Below are 15,532 nucleotides of genomic sequence, written 5' to 3' on the forward strand. Positions count from 1 at the left end.
TCAGGGGGGTGAGGGGCGACACGGCCCACCCGGCACCCCTTGGGGGGCGGGAGTGATGCTGGGCGTGCCGTCGGCCCTGGCCGGAGCGGCCGGGTCACCAAAAGGTGAACGACACTCGCAGCATTGTGGGCTGCTGGCCGGTCCAGCGGGAGTGCCGAACCGGCCAGCGGGGCCTATTTGTCAGAAACCCGACAGATAATCAGCCGCGAACGGCGGCCATCGCCTCCGCGAGCCGCCGGACACCCTCGTCGATCCGGTCCGCGGTGACAGCCGAGTACGCCAGCCGCAGCGCGTGCCGGCCGCCGTCGACCATGAAGTCGCTGCCCTTCACCACCGCCACGCCGCGCTCCGCGGCGGCCGGCGCGAGCCGGTCCACCTCGACGTCCTCCGGCAGCTCGACCCAGAGGAAGTAGCCGCCGTCCGGCTCCACGAACCGGGCCTCCGGGATGTGCCGGCGCAGCGACTCCGCCAGCACCGCCGACCGCTCGCCGAGCGCCGTACGGACCGTCCGGATCGACTCCTCGATCGCGCCGGAGACGCAGAACTGGTGCACGATCGCCTGGGCCACCATGCCGGGCGAGATGTAGAGGTTGGTGGCGCGCTTCGCGATCGTCGCGATCAGCTCGGCCGGGCCGACCAGGTAGCCGACGCGCACGCCCGGGCAGACCGTCTTGGTGAAGCTGGACGCGTGCACCACCACGCCCCGGGTGTCCATCGACAGCATCGACGGCAGCGGCTCGCCCCGGAACCGGATGTCCGCGTACGGGTCGTCCTCGAAGATCGTGAACCCGTACTCGGCGGCCAGGTCGAGCAGCTCACGGCGCTTCTCCAGGGAGAGGGTCACGCCGGCCGGGTTCTGGTAGTTGGGGATCACGTGCGCCAGACGCGGCCGTACCCCGGACTCCAGCAGCTTGCGCAGCTCGGCGGTGTCCAGGCCGTCCGGCTGGATCGTCACGCCGTGCACCTCGCCGCCCATCTGCTGGAGGTTCAGCAGCGTGCGGTCGTACGTCGGGCGCTCGACCACCACCGCGTCACCCCGGCGGACCAGGTGGTCGAAGAGGAACGCGTCGGCCTGCAGCGAGCCGTTGGTGATCAGCACCTGATCGGCCTCGACCCCGTGCTTCTCGGCGATCCACTTCCGCAGGGGCGGGTAGCCGACGGAGGTGCCGTACGCGGTGACCCCGGCGGGGTCGGCGTCGAAGGCGCGGACAGCGGCGGCCTTGAGCCCTTCGACATCGACGATGTCCAGCGAAGGCGCGCCACGGGCGAACGAGATCAGCTGCTCGGCGGTCATGCGCAGAGCCTAGGGCCTGGCCCGGCGGGTCCGACCGCGATACACGCGAAGTTCAACATGCGGGCGGCCGGTGGCGGCGACCTGGGCCGACGGGGGATCCGACAACCGCTCGCGACTGTCTACGATCCGACGGACGCTGGCACCGGTCGCACCGGACGCCGAAGGATGACGGGTCGCGGCAGACCCGGGAGAACAAGGGATGAGGCTCGTGACCGAGGACGAGGCGGGACGGCTCGACGACCAGCGGTTCGCGCAGTGGCTGGCGACCGAGGCCGGCAAGGCGCTCACCGCGCTGCGCGACCGGCAGGGCTTCGCCGACCCGAAGGCGCTCAAGGACGCCGGCGACCGCGCGTCGCACGAGCTGATGACGGCGGCGCTGGCCCGGCTGCGGCCGGCCGACGCGGTGCTCTCCGAGGAGGAGGCCGACGCCCGCCGCGCGTGGGCGGACGGCGAGCGCGCGCCCCGGCACGAGGCGGACCGGGTCTGGATCATCGACCCGCTGGACGGCACCCGCGAGTTCTCCGAGGAGGGCCGGGACGACTGGGCGGTGCACGTGGCGCTCTGGCAGCGTTCCGCCGCGCCCGACGGCGCCCTGGTCGCCGGGGCGGTCGGCATGCCGGCGCGGACCACCGTGGACGGTACGCCGCTCGTGCTCGGCACCACCTGCCCGCCACCGAAGGCGTCCGACGGGCCGATCCGGATCGCGGTGAGCCGCAGCCGCCCGCCCGCGTTCGTGGGCGAGCTGGTCGAGATGCTCGGCGCGACCGCCGTACCGATGGGCTCGGCCGGTGTGAAGGTCTGCGCCGTGGTGACCGGCGAGGTCGACGCGTACGTCCACGCGGGCGGCCAGTACGAATGGGACAGTGCCGCCCCGGTCGCCGTGGCGCTCGGCGCGGGCATGCACGCGTCCCGGATCGACGGTTCGCCGCTGCGCTACAACCGCGCCGACCCGCGCCTGCCCGATCTGCTGGTCTGCCGGCCGGAACTGTCCGACCAGTTGCTCGACGCGATCGCGCGGACCGGGGTCGAGATGCCCGCTTCGACCGTCACCGACAACCACGGTCAGGCGTTCGGTTGAGTGTCACGGTACATACGGCCAGGTGAATGAGGGTTATCGTCGGGCAGGTATGCGTGGCGATCTGAGCCCGGACACGGGCCGCCGACAGCCAGGGAGGGTCATGCCGGCCGATCGAGAGCCGCACAACGCCTTCGGGCAGCCGACCGGCCTGTGGCCGGGTCAGGACATTCCACGCCAGGCACGCGGACCGTCGCTGCCCTGGCCGGAGACCGAGGCCACCTCGTCTCCGCCACCACCGGCCCGGACCGGCGGTGACCTGCCCTGGCCGGAGCACGAGGTGCCCCACACCGGCCACCAGGACGCCGCCTGGGCGCAGGACGAACCGACGGTCCACGGTGGCGCCGGCTGGGCACCGCAGGCCGGACCGGCGGGGGACGGTCACGCCGACTGGGCGCCGCACGACGAGCCCGGCCGGTCCGGGCCCGGCGCGGCTGCGGGTGGCCCGGCGGGCACGGCAGGATGGGGTGCGGGCACGGCGGCGACCGCCACCCTGACCGGACCGCCCCCGGTGGACGCCCCGCACGGGCCGGCCTCCGGTGGGCCCGGCCGGCCACCCGCTCCGCCGCTCGCCCCGGGGACGCCTCCGTCGCCCGGCGGCGCCCGGCGACGCTGGCGCGTGGCGGTCGCGGCGGCGCTGGCGCTGGCAGTGGCCGGCGGCGGGGTCGCGGTGGCCGCGCTGCGGCCCGACTCCGCGAACCCGCAGGCCGGTGAGGCGCCCGGAGCGCTCGGCCCGGCCACGTCGACGGGACCGGGCGCGCCCGGGACCCCCGGCGCGTCCCCGAGCGCCGACCAGGGCCTCGGCGGTAAGCCCTCGGCCCGCCCGTCGGCCTCCGAGAACGCGGGACCGGCCTTCGGCGGTACGCGGCTGACGCTGCCCGGCGCCTCGATCGGCGTGCAGAACGGGGAGACGTTCGGTCAGGCGCTGGCCCGCTCCGATCGGACGTTCGGCAAGCTGCGGATGGCCCGGATCTTCTTCCCCGGCCTGCCGCCGGCCTGGTCCGGCAGCCGGGCGGACGTGGTGGACCGGACCGTTGTGGTCTCCTTCAAGGCCGCGCCGCAGGAGATCAACACCGGCAAGTTCGACTCCCGCCTGACCTCCTGGTTCGCCTCGATCCCGCGCGAGCACAACGTCTACTGGTCGTACTTCCACGAGCCGGAGGACGACGTCGAGCGCGGCGCCTTCACCACCGAGGCGTACCGGACCGCGTGGAAGCGGGTGGCCGGCCTGGCCGCCCGGGCGAACAACCCCAAGCTGATCAACACGCTGATCCTGATGTGCTGGACGCTCGACCCGAAGTCCGGGCGCAGCTTCGACGCGTTCTACCCCGGTTCCGACGTGATCGAGACGCTCGGCTGGGACTGCTACAACTGGGGCAAGAAGTGGAAGCGGTACGCCCCGCCGCAGGAGATCTACGGCCCGATGATCAGCAAGTCGAAGGCGCTGGGCAAGCCGTGGGGCGTCGCGGAGACCGGCAGTGACCTGGTTCCCGGTGACCCGGGCGCCGGGAGGGCGGCCTGGATCCGGTCGATGACGAGCTTCCTCAACGGCCAGCGGCCGGAGTTCGTGGCGTACTACAACCAGACCGTCAGCCAGGGCGACTTCCGGCTGCTCGACCAGCCGAGCATCCAGGCGTGGAAGTCCTTCTGCACGGCCTGATCGCAGCGGAACGACGACGGGCGGGCGACCTCGGTCGCCCGCCCGTTTCGCGTACGCGTCAGATGCCCCGGCCGCGCTTGTGCAGCGTGCGCAGCACCCGGTCGGCCTGCACCGCCCGGCTCGCCACCGCCAGCGCCAGGTAGGCGCGCGGCTCCTTCGGGTTGCGGGCCAGCGTGCGCCGCGCCCAGCGGACCGCGTCCCGCCGATTGCCCATTGCGGCCTGCGCGAACGCGATCTGCCCGGCCACCCGCGCCTCGCCGTGCGGCACGGTGGCGAACTCCGGGTAGCGGCGCAGCAGCCACTGCAACGCGGTCGAGATGGTCTCCCAGCGCTGCGCGAAGTAGGACCGCTTGTGCCAGCGGACCAGCACGTACGGGCTCTCCACGTTCACCAGCGGGGCGTACCGGGCGGCGCGGAGCAGGAACTCGTAGTCCTCCGCGTAGCTGCCCGGGATCTGCTCGTCGACCAGGCCGATCGCGTCGAGCAGCGCGGCCCGGCGGATCAGGAACGTGGACGGGTGCAGCTCGGTGAGCCGGTCGCGCAGCAGCGCCTCCAGCGAGATCCGGGCCCGGTCCAGCGAGCGGTCCACCGTACGGTCGTCGTAGCTGACCCGGATGCCGCAGCTCACCAGCGCGCCGTCCGGGTGCGCGTCGAGCGCCCCGAACTGGGCGGCGAGCTTGCCGGGCAGCCACTCGTCGTCGTCGTCGCAGAACGCCACCCAGTCGCCGGTGGCTGCCTCGATGCCGGTGTTGCGCGCGCCGGCCAGCCCGGCGGTACGGGTATTGGTGATCACCCGGATCCGGCGGTCACCCCGGTCGGTCTCCAGCGACCGGTCCGGCTCGGACTGGTCGTAGACGACTATCGCCTCGATCAGGCCCGGGTGCGCCTGGCTGAGGATCGCGTCGAGCGCCGCACGCAGCAGCTCCGGACGGTCTCGCGTCGGTACGACGACCGAGATGCTCGGCCCACTCATGCTCTCTCCACGGACTCGTCGGATCCCCGCTGGCCCAGATAGCCGTAGCGGACCCGCAGGGGAAGCGTGGCCAGGCTGACCACGGCACGACTGCGTCGCGGCAGGCGGTCGCGCCATGCCTCGTCGCGGCGCACTGTCAACGGCCCGCCGCTGAACCGCAGCGGGTTGCCGGCGACGCTGTGCGCGCGGAACGGCGCGGCCGGATCGCTCGCCGCGTCGGCCGCGTCCGCCGAGAGGATCCGCAGCGCGGCCGGGTCGTCCGGCAGGCCGGCGAAGTCCCGCACCCGGCGTACGGTGCCGGCCGGGTCGGCGGTGAAGTCCTCGTACCGCAGCCGCAGCACCTTCGCCCGGGAGGCGAGCAGGTGGAACGCCGCGTTCTGCGCGGTCCACAGCTTGCTCACCTCGAACGGCGAGAAGGTCGGCATGAAGTCCTCGCCGTCGACCACCTCGGGACGGCGCACCTGCTTGCCCCACGAGTACGCCACCGCCCGGCTGTCCCGGACCAGGTGCAGCACCCGCAGGTCGAGCCCTTCGGCCCAGCGCAGCGCGAACGCGAGCGAGGCGTGCTTGCTGGAGTCGACCACCACCCGGGCGCCGGTCACCGCGAGCGCGGCCCGGTAGATCCGGGTGTACAGGTCGGCGTAGCGGCGCACGTCGGCGAGCTGCTCCGGCGGGAGCGCCTCCTTGGCGAGCCGGGGGATGTGCCGGGTCCGGTCGACCCGGTCCTTGAGCGCCAGCACGTCGTCCCGGTCGACGGCGGCCCAGCCGCCGAACGCCAGGTCGCCGACCTGCCGCCAGAACGGGCAGGCGGTGAACCGCTCGCCGCAGCCGCACCGCTCGTCGGCCCCGAGGGCCCGCTCCCACAGGTGCACGACCTCACCGACGGCGCACACGTCGGCGCTCTGCGCCAGGAGCAGCTCCAGCAGCGTGGAGCCGCTGCGGCCGAGGCCGCCGACGAAGAGGACCCGCGGCGGAGCCGGGTCCGGGCCGCTCATCCGCGCCGCCCGACGGCCCGCTGCCGTACCCGGCTGGCCACCAGGCCGTCGATCACCGCGCCGACCCGGGCGACCGCCTCGGCGCGCGGGTCGGGGCGGCCCGGGTCGGCGGCCAGGACGAACCGGCCCGGGTCGGCCAGGCCCTCGTCCAGCGCGGCGACCAGCTCGGCCTCGGACTCGCACAGCCGCACCATGCCGGCCGCGCCCAGGCGGCGGGAGAACAACTGCTGGTGGTTGTCGACGTGCTCGTCGTGCGCCGGGTCGCGGGGCACCACGATCGGCAGGTGGCCGGTGCGCCGGGCCTCGGTGATGGTGGCCGGGCCGCCGTGGCTGACCACGAGCGTGGACTCCGCCATCGCCCGCTGGAGTTCCTCGTGGCCGAGGAACGGGGTGGCCTCGGGCAGGGCCGGGGTGCGGCTGTGGCCGTACTGGAGGACCAGCCGGACCTCGGGCCGGGCGGCGTGCCAGCGTTCCAGCCAGCCGACCAGCCGGTCGAAGCGGTGCACGTCGGTGCCGACCACGACCAGCACGAACGGCCTCGACCGCCGGTCCCGCTGCTGGGGAATGTGCGCCATCAGAGGAGGTTCCCCACGACAGTCGCCTCCGGGTACATCCGGCGCTGCTCCTCCCACTGCACGAGCATCGCGGAGAGGAAGGGCCGGCAGAGCCGGGCGGTGAGCGTCGCGCTGTCGATCCGGTCGTACACCTCGATGTAGACCGTCGGGATCTTGCGCATGCGGGCCGCCACCACGAACGGCAGTGCGACCCCGGCGCCGGTGGTGACGACCGCGTCGACCTGGCGCCGGCGGATGACCTTCAGCGCGAGGAACGCGTTGCGTACCAGGTTCTTGACGTTGCGTGTGGTGGGGTGGTGCGCCCAGACCACGTCCTCACCGGCGAGCAGCGAGCGCGCGTCCGGGGTGTCGAAGGTTACCCATGCGCGGCGCCGATCCCGGTACCACGGTTCCAGGGCCAGGAGCTGGGCCAGGTGCCCGCCACTGGAACCCACCAGCAGGACCTGCCCCGAGTCCTCGGTTGACCCGCTCACCACAAACGTCCTCCCGTACGCGGATGACGCGTCCGGATTTTGTGAATGCTCCTCGGACGCGTCCTGACAACCTACTGGCGCGCCCGTGGGCAACTGAAGGGGCCATTGGATGGATCCTGGCTCGCCGGTCGGCTCACCTCGCGATTCCCGTCAACGGGATGCGCGTCGACCGGCCATCGGGCAGGTCAGCCCGGCCGCACCCGGACGACGGGCCGGGACACCCGGACGAAGTGAGATGTGTCAGGATTCCGTCACCGCTCCGCACGAGAGCCGGCGACGACGTCGGCTTTACCGGGGGCAAGTCGGGCCCGGCACCGGGAAACCCGCCGAATGGTCAGCGCCGATCGGCCATTTCTACGCGGGCTGCCCACACCCGGGCAGGCTTACCGGAACGTGAGCAGACTTTCCCTCGTCGTTCGGATCGGGGACACTCAAGGCCACGGTCAGGTCCAGCTGTGCCGTGGACTGCCCGGCTCGGTCGAAAGGGAGCGACAGACTCTGATGCCCTCACCCCATTTGGTCGAGAGCGACGCCGACGGTCTTGCCCTGATGGCCTACCTGGGCTGGCTGCGCCGCCGTTGGTGGATCCTGCTGCTCGCCGCGGTCCTCGGTCTGGGCGGAGGGCTGGCGCTGAGCCAGGTCCAGGAGGCGCGCTACACCTCGACCACCTCGCTGCTGGTGCGCCCGCTCGGCTCGGGCGCGGAGAACAACCCCAACGCCAAGGTCAACCTCGACACCGAGGCCCAGGTGGTCCGCTCGCTCGTGGTGGCCGAGCGGGCCAAGGCGCTGATGAAGGTCGACACCGGGGCCGACCAGCTCGTCAAGTCGGTGACCGTCAAGGTCCCGCCGAACAGCCAGATCCTCCAGGTGGCGTACGAGGCGAACAGCCCCGAGGGCGCCCAGTCGGGCTCGCACGCGTTCGCCCAGGCATACCTGGACCTGCGCAAGGCCACCGCGCAGAAGACGCTGGAGAACGAGACCAACGCGCTCAAGCAGCAGATCGCCGACCTGCAGAAGCAGTTGAGCGCGGTCGCCGGGCGGATCTCGGCCGCGCCGTCCAACTCGCCCGAGCGGGAGCGGGCCGAGGCCGAGCGCAACGTCATCACCAACCAGATCAACGGCCTGTACAACCGGCTCAACCCGCTGGGCGCGGCCGGCTCCGACCCCGGCGAGATCATCTCCGACGCCCGGCTGCCGGAGCGGCCCAGCTCGCCGAACCGCACGCTCAACCTGGCCAGCGGCATGGGCGCGGGCCTGCTGCTCGGCATCGTGCTGGCGCTGGTGCTGGACCGGCTCGACACCCGGATCCGGCGCGGACGCGACATCTCCGACCGGGTCGGCCTGCCGCTGCTCGTGGAACTGCCGTCGCGCGCGCCGTCGCTCGCAGTCCTGCCGGCCACCCACCGGGCCTCCCGCGAGCTGGGCCGGCTGCGCAACGTGCTGCTCTCCGCCGTGCCCGAAGCGGCGCAGGGCGGGCGCGGGCGTCAACTGCTGCTCTGTGACGCCTCGGCCGGCACCGCCGCCGGGTTCGTCGCCGCCAACCTCGCCGCCTCGTACGCCCGTACCGGCCAGCAGGTCGCGCTGATCACCACGAAGCCCGACTCGGCGGTGGGCGCCATCACCGGAGTCGCCGAGGGGCGGCACAGCCTCGCCTCGGTGCTGCGCCGCGACGTGCCCCCGCTCAAGGCGCTCGCGCCGGTGCCAGGGCTGGGCCAGCTCCGGGTGCTGGTGCCGGGCGACCTGGACGCCGAGGTCGAACTGCCGGTCGCCGGGCTGCTGGAGATCCTGCACGAGTTGTCCGCGCGCTTCGACCACGTGCTGATCGAGACCGCGCAGCCCACGTTCGCCGTGGAGGCCCAGGCCCTGGGCCGGTACGTCGACGCAGTGATCATGGTGGCCGAGGCGGGCAAGACCCGCAGCGGTGAGATCACCGCCGCCCTCCAGCAGTTCGAGCAGGTGAACGCGCCGGTGATCGGCGCCGTGCTGGCTCCGCGCCTGCCGGACCCGCCCGCAGGCGCCACCCGCCCGGCCACGTCCGGCGGGTCGAACGCGTCGAGCGCGCCGGCTGCCCCGGCCAACCGGCCCAAGCCCCGGCCCAGCCCCGGCCCGTCCGCCGAGTCGACCATGGTGCTGCCGCGCATGCAGTCGTCCCGCCCCGCCCCGGCGAAGCCGGCCGCTCCGGCGCCGCAGATGCCCGGCAAGGCCACCCCGCCCGGCGTCCCGGGCAAACCGGTGCCGCTCAACGGCACGGGCGGCACCTACCGCTCCCGGGGTGACGGCGACGGCCGCAGCTACGCCCTCGACTCCGGCGAGGACCTTGGGTGAACCGTCGGCAGATGCTCCGCGCCGCCATCGTCCCCGCCGTCGTCCTCGGCGTCGGGACCGGGTGCAGCGAGCCCGAGCCCAAGCCGGGCAAGGTCCAGGTGGTGGACCCGGGCGACGTCACCGCCTCGCCGTCCGCGGCCAGCGCCTCGCCGACCCTGCCCAAGGGCCCGCTGACCGGCGCTCCGGTGAGCACTCCGGCCGCGGCGACCCGCCAGGCGGTCGCGGTGCCGCTGCGGGTGAGCCCCGCGACCACACCGGCCGGCCTGGACGCCGCCGACCTGGTCTACGCCGAGTTCGCCGAGGCGGACACGCTGCACCTGACCGCGGTGTTCCACTCCAAGGACGCCACGAAGATCGGCCCGGTCACCGAGATCCGGCCGGTCGACATCCGGTCACTCACGGTGCTGCGCCCGTTCGTCGGCTACAACGGCGGCCCCACCGGCTTCCTCACCCAGTTCGAGAACTCCGACCTCGACGGCGTCACGCCCGACGACGACAGCAAGGTGTTCTCCGGCGGCTACACGTCGACCGCAGCGCTGCTCAAGGCCGCTCCGAAGGGGGGCCAGCCGCCCACCCCGCCGCTCGACCACGCGACCGACGGCGAGGCGCTCGCCGCCCGCGACCTCGCCCCCGCCACCGAACTCACCGTCTCCGTCTCCGGCGGTCCGCCGATGGTCTGGCGGTACGACCAGGCGAAGTCCGTCTGGGCCGGCAAGATCGGCAAGGTCACCGTGACCGCCGCCTCCGTCATCGTGCTGACGATGGAGTACCGCACGCTCGACGTACGCAACCCGTCCCCGCGCTCGCTGCCCTCGGCGAACGTCTTCGGTGAGGGCGCGGTGGTCGCCGTGTCCGGGCCGAACAGCGCCAAGGGCCGGTGGCGCAAGCCCGGCCTGCCCCTGGTCTGCACGCTCGCCGACACCGGCGGCGACCTCCTGCATCCGCAGCCCGGCAACGCCTGGGTGATCTACGCGCCGACCACCGCCAAGGTCTCCGTGAAATGAGCACCGCCACCCCGCCCCGTACCGCGCGCGGGTCGGTTCCGCTCGCCGCGGTGTCGCCGCCCGGCGGGAACCGCCTCCGCCCGGTGCGGGTACGGCCGGAGGGCTGGTCGTGGCGGCTGCCGACGGCATGGCCGCTGATCGCGGTCTTCCTGCTGTACCCGCTGTGGTGGGTGCTCGGGGTGTCGAGCTTCGTGTTCGTCATCTTCGCGGTGCCGATGGTGGCGCAGATGCGCAAGCGCGGCCCGGTCCGGGTGCCGCCGGGCTTCGGGATCTGGTTGATCCTGCTGCTCTGGGTGTTCCTGTCCGTGCTCACCCTCGACCTCACCGCGCCGAACACGCTGCCGCCCGGCGGCAGCGGCAAGTACATCGGCTGGGGCATCCGGCTCGCCAACTACGTCGCGATGACCGTGACCATGCTCTACGTCTACAACCTGCGCGAGCGGGAGCTGTCCCAGCGCCGGATGGTGCGGCTGTTCGGGTTCATGGGCGTGGTCGTCGTGCTCGGCGGCTGGATCGGCTCGCTCTTCCCGAACCTCAAGTTCGTCGCGCCGCTGCGGTTCGTCCTGCCGCAGTCGATCGCCGGCCACCCGTACGTCACCTCGCTCATGGAGATCAAGTTCGCCCAGGTGCAGCAGGTGATCGAGGGGGAGGCCAGCTCGCCCCGCCCGTCCGCGCCGTTCACCTACACGAACTCGTGGGGCCAGAACACGGCGATCCTGCTGGTCTGGCTGATCGTCGGCTGGGTGGTGCTGGGCAGGCCGCTGCGCCGCACCGCCGGCGTGGCCATCGCGCTGGCGGCGATCTTCCCGATCGTCTACTCCCTCAACCGCGGCCTCTGGATCGGCCTCGGCATCGCCGCCGCGTACGTGGCGCTGCGGCTCGCGCTGCGCGGCCGGATGGTGGTGCTCGGCGGGCTCGCCCTGGCGGTCGGACTGATCGGCGTGCTGATCGTCGCGACCCCGCTCGGCCGCACCTTCGACGAACGCCTGCAGAACGGGCACAGCGACGACATCCGGACCACGCTGTCCCAGGGCGCGGTCACCGCGGCCAACCACTCGCCGGTCCTCGGCTACGGCGGCAACCGGGCGCTGATCGGCAGCAACCGCTCGATCGCCATCGGCAAGTCCGAGGACTGCAAGCAGTGCGGCAACCGGGAGCTGGGCAGCAACGGCCAGGTCTGGGCGCTGCTCGTCGGGCAGGGCTGGATCGGCGCGATCTGCTACAACGCCTTCTTCATCTACTGCATCTGGCGCTACCGGCGCGACCACAGCGCCATCGGGATCGCCGGCACGCTCGTACTCATCCTCATGCTCTTCTTCCAGTTCACCTACGGTGCGATGGAAGCAACACTCGCCTACGCCCTGATCACTGTCGCCCTGCTGGCCCGCAACGACCGGATCCGCCGGTCGCTCGCGCCCGCGCCACCGCAGGGCACGATCGCCGGGCTCCGGGCCCGACTGGAAACGACCGGTGACCGCTGATGGTGTTCCGCGTACCCCCGGACGGCGACGGCCGTGCCGCGTACCTCGGTGAACTGGCCGGGCTGATCTGGCCCGCGCCGGCCGAGCCCAGCCTGCGCCGCGGCGGCGCCGGCTGGGTGGTGGTGCCCTCGGCGGCCCGCCCTCGGCTGCTCGTGCCCACCGGCTCCGGCCGGGCGGCGGCGAGCGCGGTCCGGCACTCCACCGAGGCCGTCGGCCGCAAGGCCAAGCTGGTCCGGCAGGGCCTGGCCACCGCGTTCCGGCTCGGTCTGGGGCCGCTGGTCTTCCGCGACCGGCTGGTCGTCGACGGCGGCGGGCTGGACGCGCACCTGGCCCAGGTGCTGGGCGAGCCGGCGCTGGTGAGCCTGCACATCGGGCCGGCCCGCGCGAACCGCAAGCCGGTGCTGCAACTGCTCGCCCCGGACGGCCGGGCCCTCGGGTACGCGAAACTCGGCGTCGACCCGCTGACCCGCGCGCTCGTCCACGCGGAGGCCGACGCGCTGCGCCGACTCGCCGAGGTGCCGCTCGGCCCGGTGGTCCTGGCCGGGGTACGCCACCACGGCGACTGGCACGGGCACGCGCTGCTCGTGCAGGAGGCGCTGCCGGTGCGGCTGCCCCGGGCCGCCCCGGCCGCCGCGCAGGCGGGCGAGCGCGCGGCCATGGTGGCGGTCGCCGGCTGCCTCGGCGTACGCCGGCAACCGTGGGCGGCCAGCTCGCACGCGACCCGACTCACCGCCGCGGTGGACGCGCTCGGGCCCCGGCCGGAGGCCGGGCGGCTGCGCGCGGTGCTGAAGTCCGTCGCGGACGCCGACCCGGTGGTCGCCTTCGGCGCGTGGCACGGGGACTGGAACGGCGGCAACAGCGCGGTGCTCGCCGACGGGCGGGTGCTGGTCTGGGACTGGGAACGGTTCGAGGCGGACGTGCCGGCCGGGTACGACGCGCTGCACCTTGCGGTGCAGGGCGCGATGAGCCACGACGGGGTGGAACCGGTCGAGGCCGCGCGTACGCTCGTCGCCGGCGCGGCGGACACGCTGGCGCCGTTCGACCAGGCGGCCGGGGACGCCGACCTGGTCGCCGTGCTCTACCTGGTGGAGCTGGCTGCGCGCTACCTGCGCGACCGGCAGGCGGAGGCAGGTGCGCGACTGGGGCACGTCGACACCTGGCTGCTGCCCGCCGTGGAGGAACACCTGGCCCGCCGGGCCCGGTGAGAGTGAGGAGTGGGGACGTGACGGTGGCCAGGGAGCAGGCGCTCCGCGCGGTGAAGTCGGTGAGCCGGACGGTCGGTCGCTTGACCGCAGGCTCGCGGATGGTGCCGGGATTCCTGATCGTGGGGGCGCAGCGCTGCGGCACCACCTCGCTGTTCAAGACGCTCTCGCAGCACCCCGGCGTGCTGCCGCCCGCGTACCACAAGGGCGTGCACTACTTCGACATGGACTACCACCGGGGGATGAACTGGTACCTCGGGCACTTCCCCACCACGGCCAAGGCCGACGCGGTGAAGGCCCAGATCGGGGTACGCGGAATCACCGGCGAGTCCAGCCCGTACTACATGTTCCACCCGCTGGCCGGGCAGCGGATCGCCAAGGACCTGCCCTCGGTGAAGCTGCTGGTGCTGCTGCGTGACCCGGTGGAGCGCGCCTACTCGGCGCACTCGCACGAGCTGGCCCGCGGCTACGAGACCGAGTCGGACTTCGAGCGGGCGCTGGCCCTGGAGGAGCAGCGGACCGCGGGCGAGCGGGAGCGGATGATCCGCTCGGCCGCGTACGCGAGCGAGCACCTGCAGCACAACGCGTACCTGGCCCGGGGCCGCTACATCGAGCAGCTGGAGCGGCTGGAGGCGCTCGTCGGCCGGGAGCGGATGCACGTCATCGACAGCGACGACTTCTTCGCCGACCCGCGCCCGTCCTTCGACGCGGTCTGCGACTTCCTCGGGCTGCCCCGCTGGGCGGACATCGCGTTCGGCAAGCACAACTCGCGGTCCCGTTCGCCCATGTCGACGGAGCTGCGGGCCCGGCTGGAGGACCACTTCGCCCCGTACGACGAGCGGCTGGCGGCGTGGTGGGGACGCGTGCCGTCGTGGCGGCGGTGACCCGGCCGGACGCCGGCGGCACCCCGACGCTCACCGCTCCGCCGCCCGGACCGGGCGCGGGGCTCGGCGGCGCGGCCCGGCAGGGCTTCGCCAACCTGGTCGGGGTCGGGCTGGCCGCGGTGGCCGGCTTCGGCCTGAACATCGTCATCGCCCGGGGCTGGTCGGTCCGCGAGGCCGGCATGTTCTTCGCGGCCACCAGCGCGTTCATGATCGCCGCGTCGGCGGCCCGGCTCGGCACCGACGTCGGCACCGTCTACTTCGTCAGCCGCCAGCGCACGCTCGACCGCCGCGACCAGATCCGCGGCACGATCCTGGTCGGGTTGCTGCCGGTGCTGGTCGTGGGCGCGCTGCTCGGGCTGGCTGGCTGGCTGGCCGCGCCGGCGCTGGCCCGGGCCACCATGCCGGAGGCCGGCCCGGAGGCGGTGACCGCGCTGCGCATCCTGCTGGCGTTCGTGCCGCTGGCCGCGCTCAACGACTACGCGCTCGCCGCCTGCCGCGGCTTCGGTCAGATGCGCCCGCTGCTCACAGTGGAGCGGCTCGGTCGCACGCTGGTGCAGTTCCTGGCCGTGGCGGTGGCCGCCTGGCTCGGCCTGTCCGCCACCGTGGCGCTGCCGCTGGCCTGGGTGGTGCCGTACCTGCTCGCCGCCGTGGTCGCGCTGTTCTGGTTGAGCCGGCTCGTCGGCCGGGCCGGTCGCCAGGTGGCCCGGCCGGTGCCGGCGCGTGAGCTGGCCGGGCCGTTCTGGCGTTTCACCGGACCCCGCGCGGTCAGCAGCCTGGCCGCGATCGTGGTGCAGCGACTGGACATCGTGCTGCTCAGCGCGCTGCGTGGGCCGGCCGAGGCGGCCATCTACACGGCTGCGACCCGGTTCCTGGCGCTGGGCCAGCTCTCCAGCGTCGCGCTGTCCAGCTCGGTGCAGCACCGGCTGGCCGCCGCGTTCGCCCGCAACGACCGGGCCGAGGCGGGCCAGCTCTACCAGGTCGCCACCGGCTGGCTGGTGATCCTCTCCTGGCCCGCGTACCTGATCTTCGCGGCCTTCGCCACGCCGATGCTGGCGCTGTTCGGAGGCGACTACGCCGACGGCCGCCGGGTCGTGGTGCTGCTGGCGCTGACCATGCTGCTGGCCACCGGCTGCGGCATGGTCGACATGGTGCTCAACATGGCCGGGCGCACCGCGTGGACGTTCTACAACGCGATGACCGGCACCGTGCTCAACGTGGTCGGCAACCTGCTGCTCATCCCGCGGTTCGGCATCCTCGGCGCGGCCCTGGCCTGGACCGTCTCGATCCTGGTCACCAACCTGGTGCCGCTGACCCAGCTCTGGTGGTCGATGCGGCTGCACCCGTTCGGCGCCGGCACCCGTACCGCGATGGCGCTCGCCGTCGTCGCGCTGGGCCTGCCGCTCGGCGCGGCGAGCCTGCTCGACGCCACGACGCCGGTGCTCGCGCTGGTGACCGCCGTCGGCCTGGCCGCGTACGTGGCGGGTGTCTGGCGCTGGCGGCGCACCCTGAACCTCGACGCGCTGCGGGCCCTGCGCCGCGGCCGCAACCGCGCCGGGTCGGACCCGGCCGCCCAGTCCTGACCGATCCTGCG

General features: G+C 73.5%; 13 protein-coding genes. 8 read left to right on the forward strand and 5 right to left on the reverse strand.

What is annotated here, in order from left to right:
- Positions 1-199: 199 nt before the first annotated feature.
- Positions 200-1,294: an aminotransferase-like domain-containing protein gene (locus AMK25_RS26230; RefSeq protein WP_030499384.1), complete on the reverse strand. Its 1,095-nt coding sequence runs from the start codon at positions 1,292-1,294 to the stop codon at positions 200-202.
- Between the two features lie 199 nt (positions 1,295-1,493).
- Here AMK25_RS26230 and AMK25_RS26235 point away from each other — a divergent pair, with 199 nt between their 5' ends.
- On the forward strand, positions 1,494-2,372 hold the full coding sequence (locus AMK25_RS26235) for a 3'(2'),5'-bisphosphate nucleotidase CysQ (protein WP_073831063.1): 879 nt from the start codon (positions 1,494-1,496) through the stop codon (positions 2,370-2,372).
- 100 nt (positions 2,373-2,472) lie between these two features.
- Positions 2,473-4,029 carry a hypothetical protein gene (locus AMK25_RS26240; protein ID WP_073831064.1) on the forward strand — a complete coding sequence of 519 codons (1,557 nt, stop codon included), beginning with the start codon at positions 2,473-2,475 and terminating at the stop codon, positions 4,027-4,029.
- Positions 4,030-4,087: 58 nt separating this feature from the next.
- On the opposite strand, the gene AMK25_RS26245 is transcribed toward AMK25_RS26240, so the two are convergent.
- From AMK25_RS26245 to AMK25_RS26260, 4 genes are read right to left on the reverse strand one after another with little or no spacing between them, the layout of a single operon-like run.
- Positions 4,088-5,002 (reverse strand): glycosyltransferase family 2 protein, encoded by a 915-nt coding sequence (locus tag AMK25_RS26245; protein ID WP_013289266.1) that lies wholly within the window; start codon positions 5,000-5,002, stop codon positions 4,088-4,090.
- Positions 4,999-5,997 carry a sulfotransferase family protein gene (locus tag AMK25_RS26250; protein ID WP_073831065.1) on the reverse strand — a complete coding sequence of 333 codons (999 nt, stop codon included), beginning with the start codon at positions 5,995-5,997 and terminating at the stop codon, positions 4,999-5,001. The genes AMK25_RS26245 and AMK25_RS26250 overlap by 4 nt, the downstream gene beginning before the upstream one ends.
- Positions 5,994-6,572, reverse strand: coding sequence for a glycosyltransferase (locus tag AMK25_RS26255; protein WP_073831066.1), 579 nt, complete (start codon positions 6,570-6,572; stop codon positions 5,994-5,996). Before AMK25_RS26255 ends, AMK25_RS26250 begins: the two co-directional genes overlap by 4 nt.
- Positions 6,572-7,048 carry a polysaccharide biosynthesis protein gene (locus AMK25_RS26260; RefSeq protein WP_030499390.1) on the reverse strand — a complete coding sequence of 159 codons (477 nt, stop codon included), beginning with the start codon at positions 7,046-7,048 and terminating at the stop codon, positions 6,572-6,574. The genes AMK25_RS26255 and AMK25_RS26260 overlap by 1 nt, the downstream gene beginning before the upstream one ends.
- A 498-nt stretch (positions 7,049-7,546) precedes the next feature.
- Between AMK25_RS26260 and AMK25_RS26265 the strand changes: the two genes are divergently transcribed.
- Genes AMK25_RS26265 through AMK25_RS26290 form a run of 6 tightly spaced genes read left to right on the forward strand, consistent with a single transcriptional unit; the run spans position 7,547 to position 15,521 of the window.
- A complete protein-coding gene (locus AMK25_RS26265) occupies positions 7,547-9,370 on the forward strand; it encodes a Wzz/FepE/Etk N-terminal domain-containing protein (protein ID WP_073831067.1) in 1,824 nt (607 codons plus the stop codon).
- Positions 9,367-10,374 carry a DUF3048 domain-containing protein gene (locus tag AMK25_RS26270; protein ID WP_073831068.1) on the forward strand — a complete coding sequence of 336 codons (1,008 nt, stop codon included), beginning with the start codon at positions 9,367-9,369 and terminating at the stop codon, positions 10,372-10,374. The genes AMK25_RS26265 and AMK25_RS26270 overlap by 4 nt, the downstream gene beginning before the upstream one ends.
- Complete coding sequence (locus AMK25_RS26275) at positions 10,371-11,855, forward strand: O-antigen ligase family protein (RefSeq protein ID WP_073831069.1); 1,485 nt, start codon at positions 10,371-10,373, stop codon at positions 11,853-11,855. The genes AMK25_RS26270 and AMK25_RS26275 overlap by 4 nt, the downstream gene beginning before the upstream one ends.
- On the forward strand, positions 11,855-13,060 hold the full coding sequence (locus AMK25_RS26280) for a hypothetical protein (RefSeq protein ID WP_073831070.1): 1,206 nt from the start codon (positions 11,855-11,857) through the stop codon (positions 13,058-13,060). Before AMK25_RS26275 ends, AMK25_RS26280 begins: the two co-directional genes overlap by 1 nt.
- Before the next feature lie 17 nt (positions 13,061-13,077).
- On the forward strand, positions 13,078-13,941 hold the full coding sequence (locus AMK25_RS26285) for a sulfotransferase family protein (RefSeq protein WP_073831071.1): 864 nt from the start codon (positions 13,078-13,080) through the stop codon (positions 13,939-13,941).
- Positions 13,908-15,521 (forward strand): oligosaccharide flippase family protein, encoded by a 1,614-nt coding sequence (locus tag AMK25_RS26290; protein ID WP_073831072.1) that lies wholly within the window; start codon positions 13,908-13,910, stop codon positions 15,519-15,521. Before AMK25_RS26285 ends, AMK25_RS26290 begins: the two co-directional genes overlap by 34 nt.
- Positions 15,522-15,532: the final 11 nt, after the last annotated feature.

The sequence above is a fragment of the Micromonospora sp. TSRI0369 genome (assembly GCF_001905625.1).
GTDB classification, from domain to species: Bacteria; Actinomycetota; Actinomycetes; order Mycobacteriales; family Micromonosporaceae; genus Micromonospora; species Micromonospora echinospora_A.

Coding starts and splice junctions, on each gene's coding strand:
- AMK25_RS26280 (WP_073831070.1), top strand. CDS start 11,855: ATGGTGTTCCGCGTACCCCCGGACGGCGACGGCCGTGCCGCGTACCTC.
- AMK25_RS26240 (WP_073831064.1), top strand. CDS start 2,473: ATGCCGGCCGATCGAGAGCCGCACAACGCCTTCGGGCAGCCGACCGGC.
- AMK25_RS26275 (WP_073831069.1), top strand. CDS start 10,371: ATGAGCACCGCCACCCCGCCCCGTACCGCGCGCGGGTCGGTTCCGCTC.
- AMK25_RS26230 (WP_030499384.1), bottom strand. CDS start 1,294: ATGACCGCCGAGCAGCTGATCTCGTTCGCCCGTGGCGCGCCTTCGCTG.
- AMK25_RS26250 (WP_073831065.1), bottom strand. CDS start 5,997: ATGAGCGGCCCGGACCCGGCTCCGCCGCGGGTCCTCTTCGTCGGCGGC.
- AMK25_RS26265 (WP_073831067.1), top strand. CDS start 7,547: ATGCCCTCACCCCATTTGGTCGAGAGCGACGCCGACGGTCTTGCCCTG.
- AMK25_RS26235 (WP_073831063.1), top strand. CDS start 1,494: ATGAGGCTCGTGACCGAGGACGAGGCGGGACGGCTCGACGACCAGCGG.
- AMK25_RS26245 (WP_013289266.1), bottom strand. CDS start 5,002: ATGAGTGGGCCGAGCATCTCGGTCGTCGTACCGACGCGAGACCGTCCG.
- AMK25_RS26255 (WP_073831066.1), bottom strand. CDS start 6,572: ATGGCGCACATTCCCCAGCAGCGGGACCGGCGGTCGAGGCCGTTCGTG.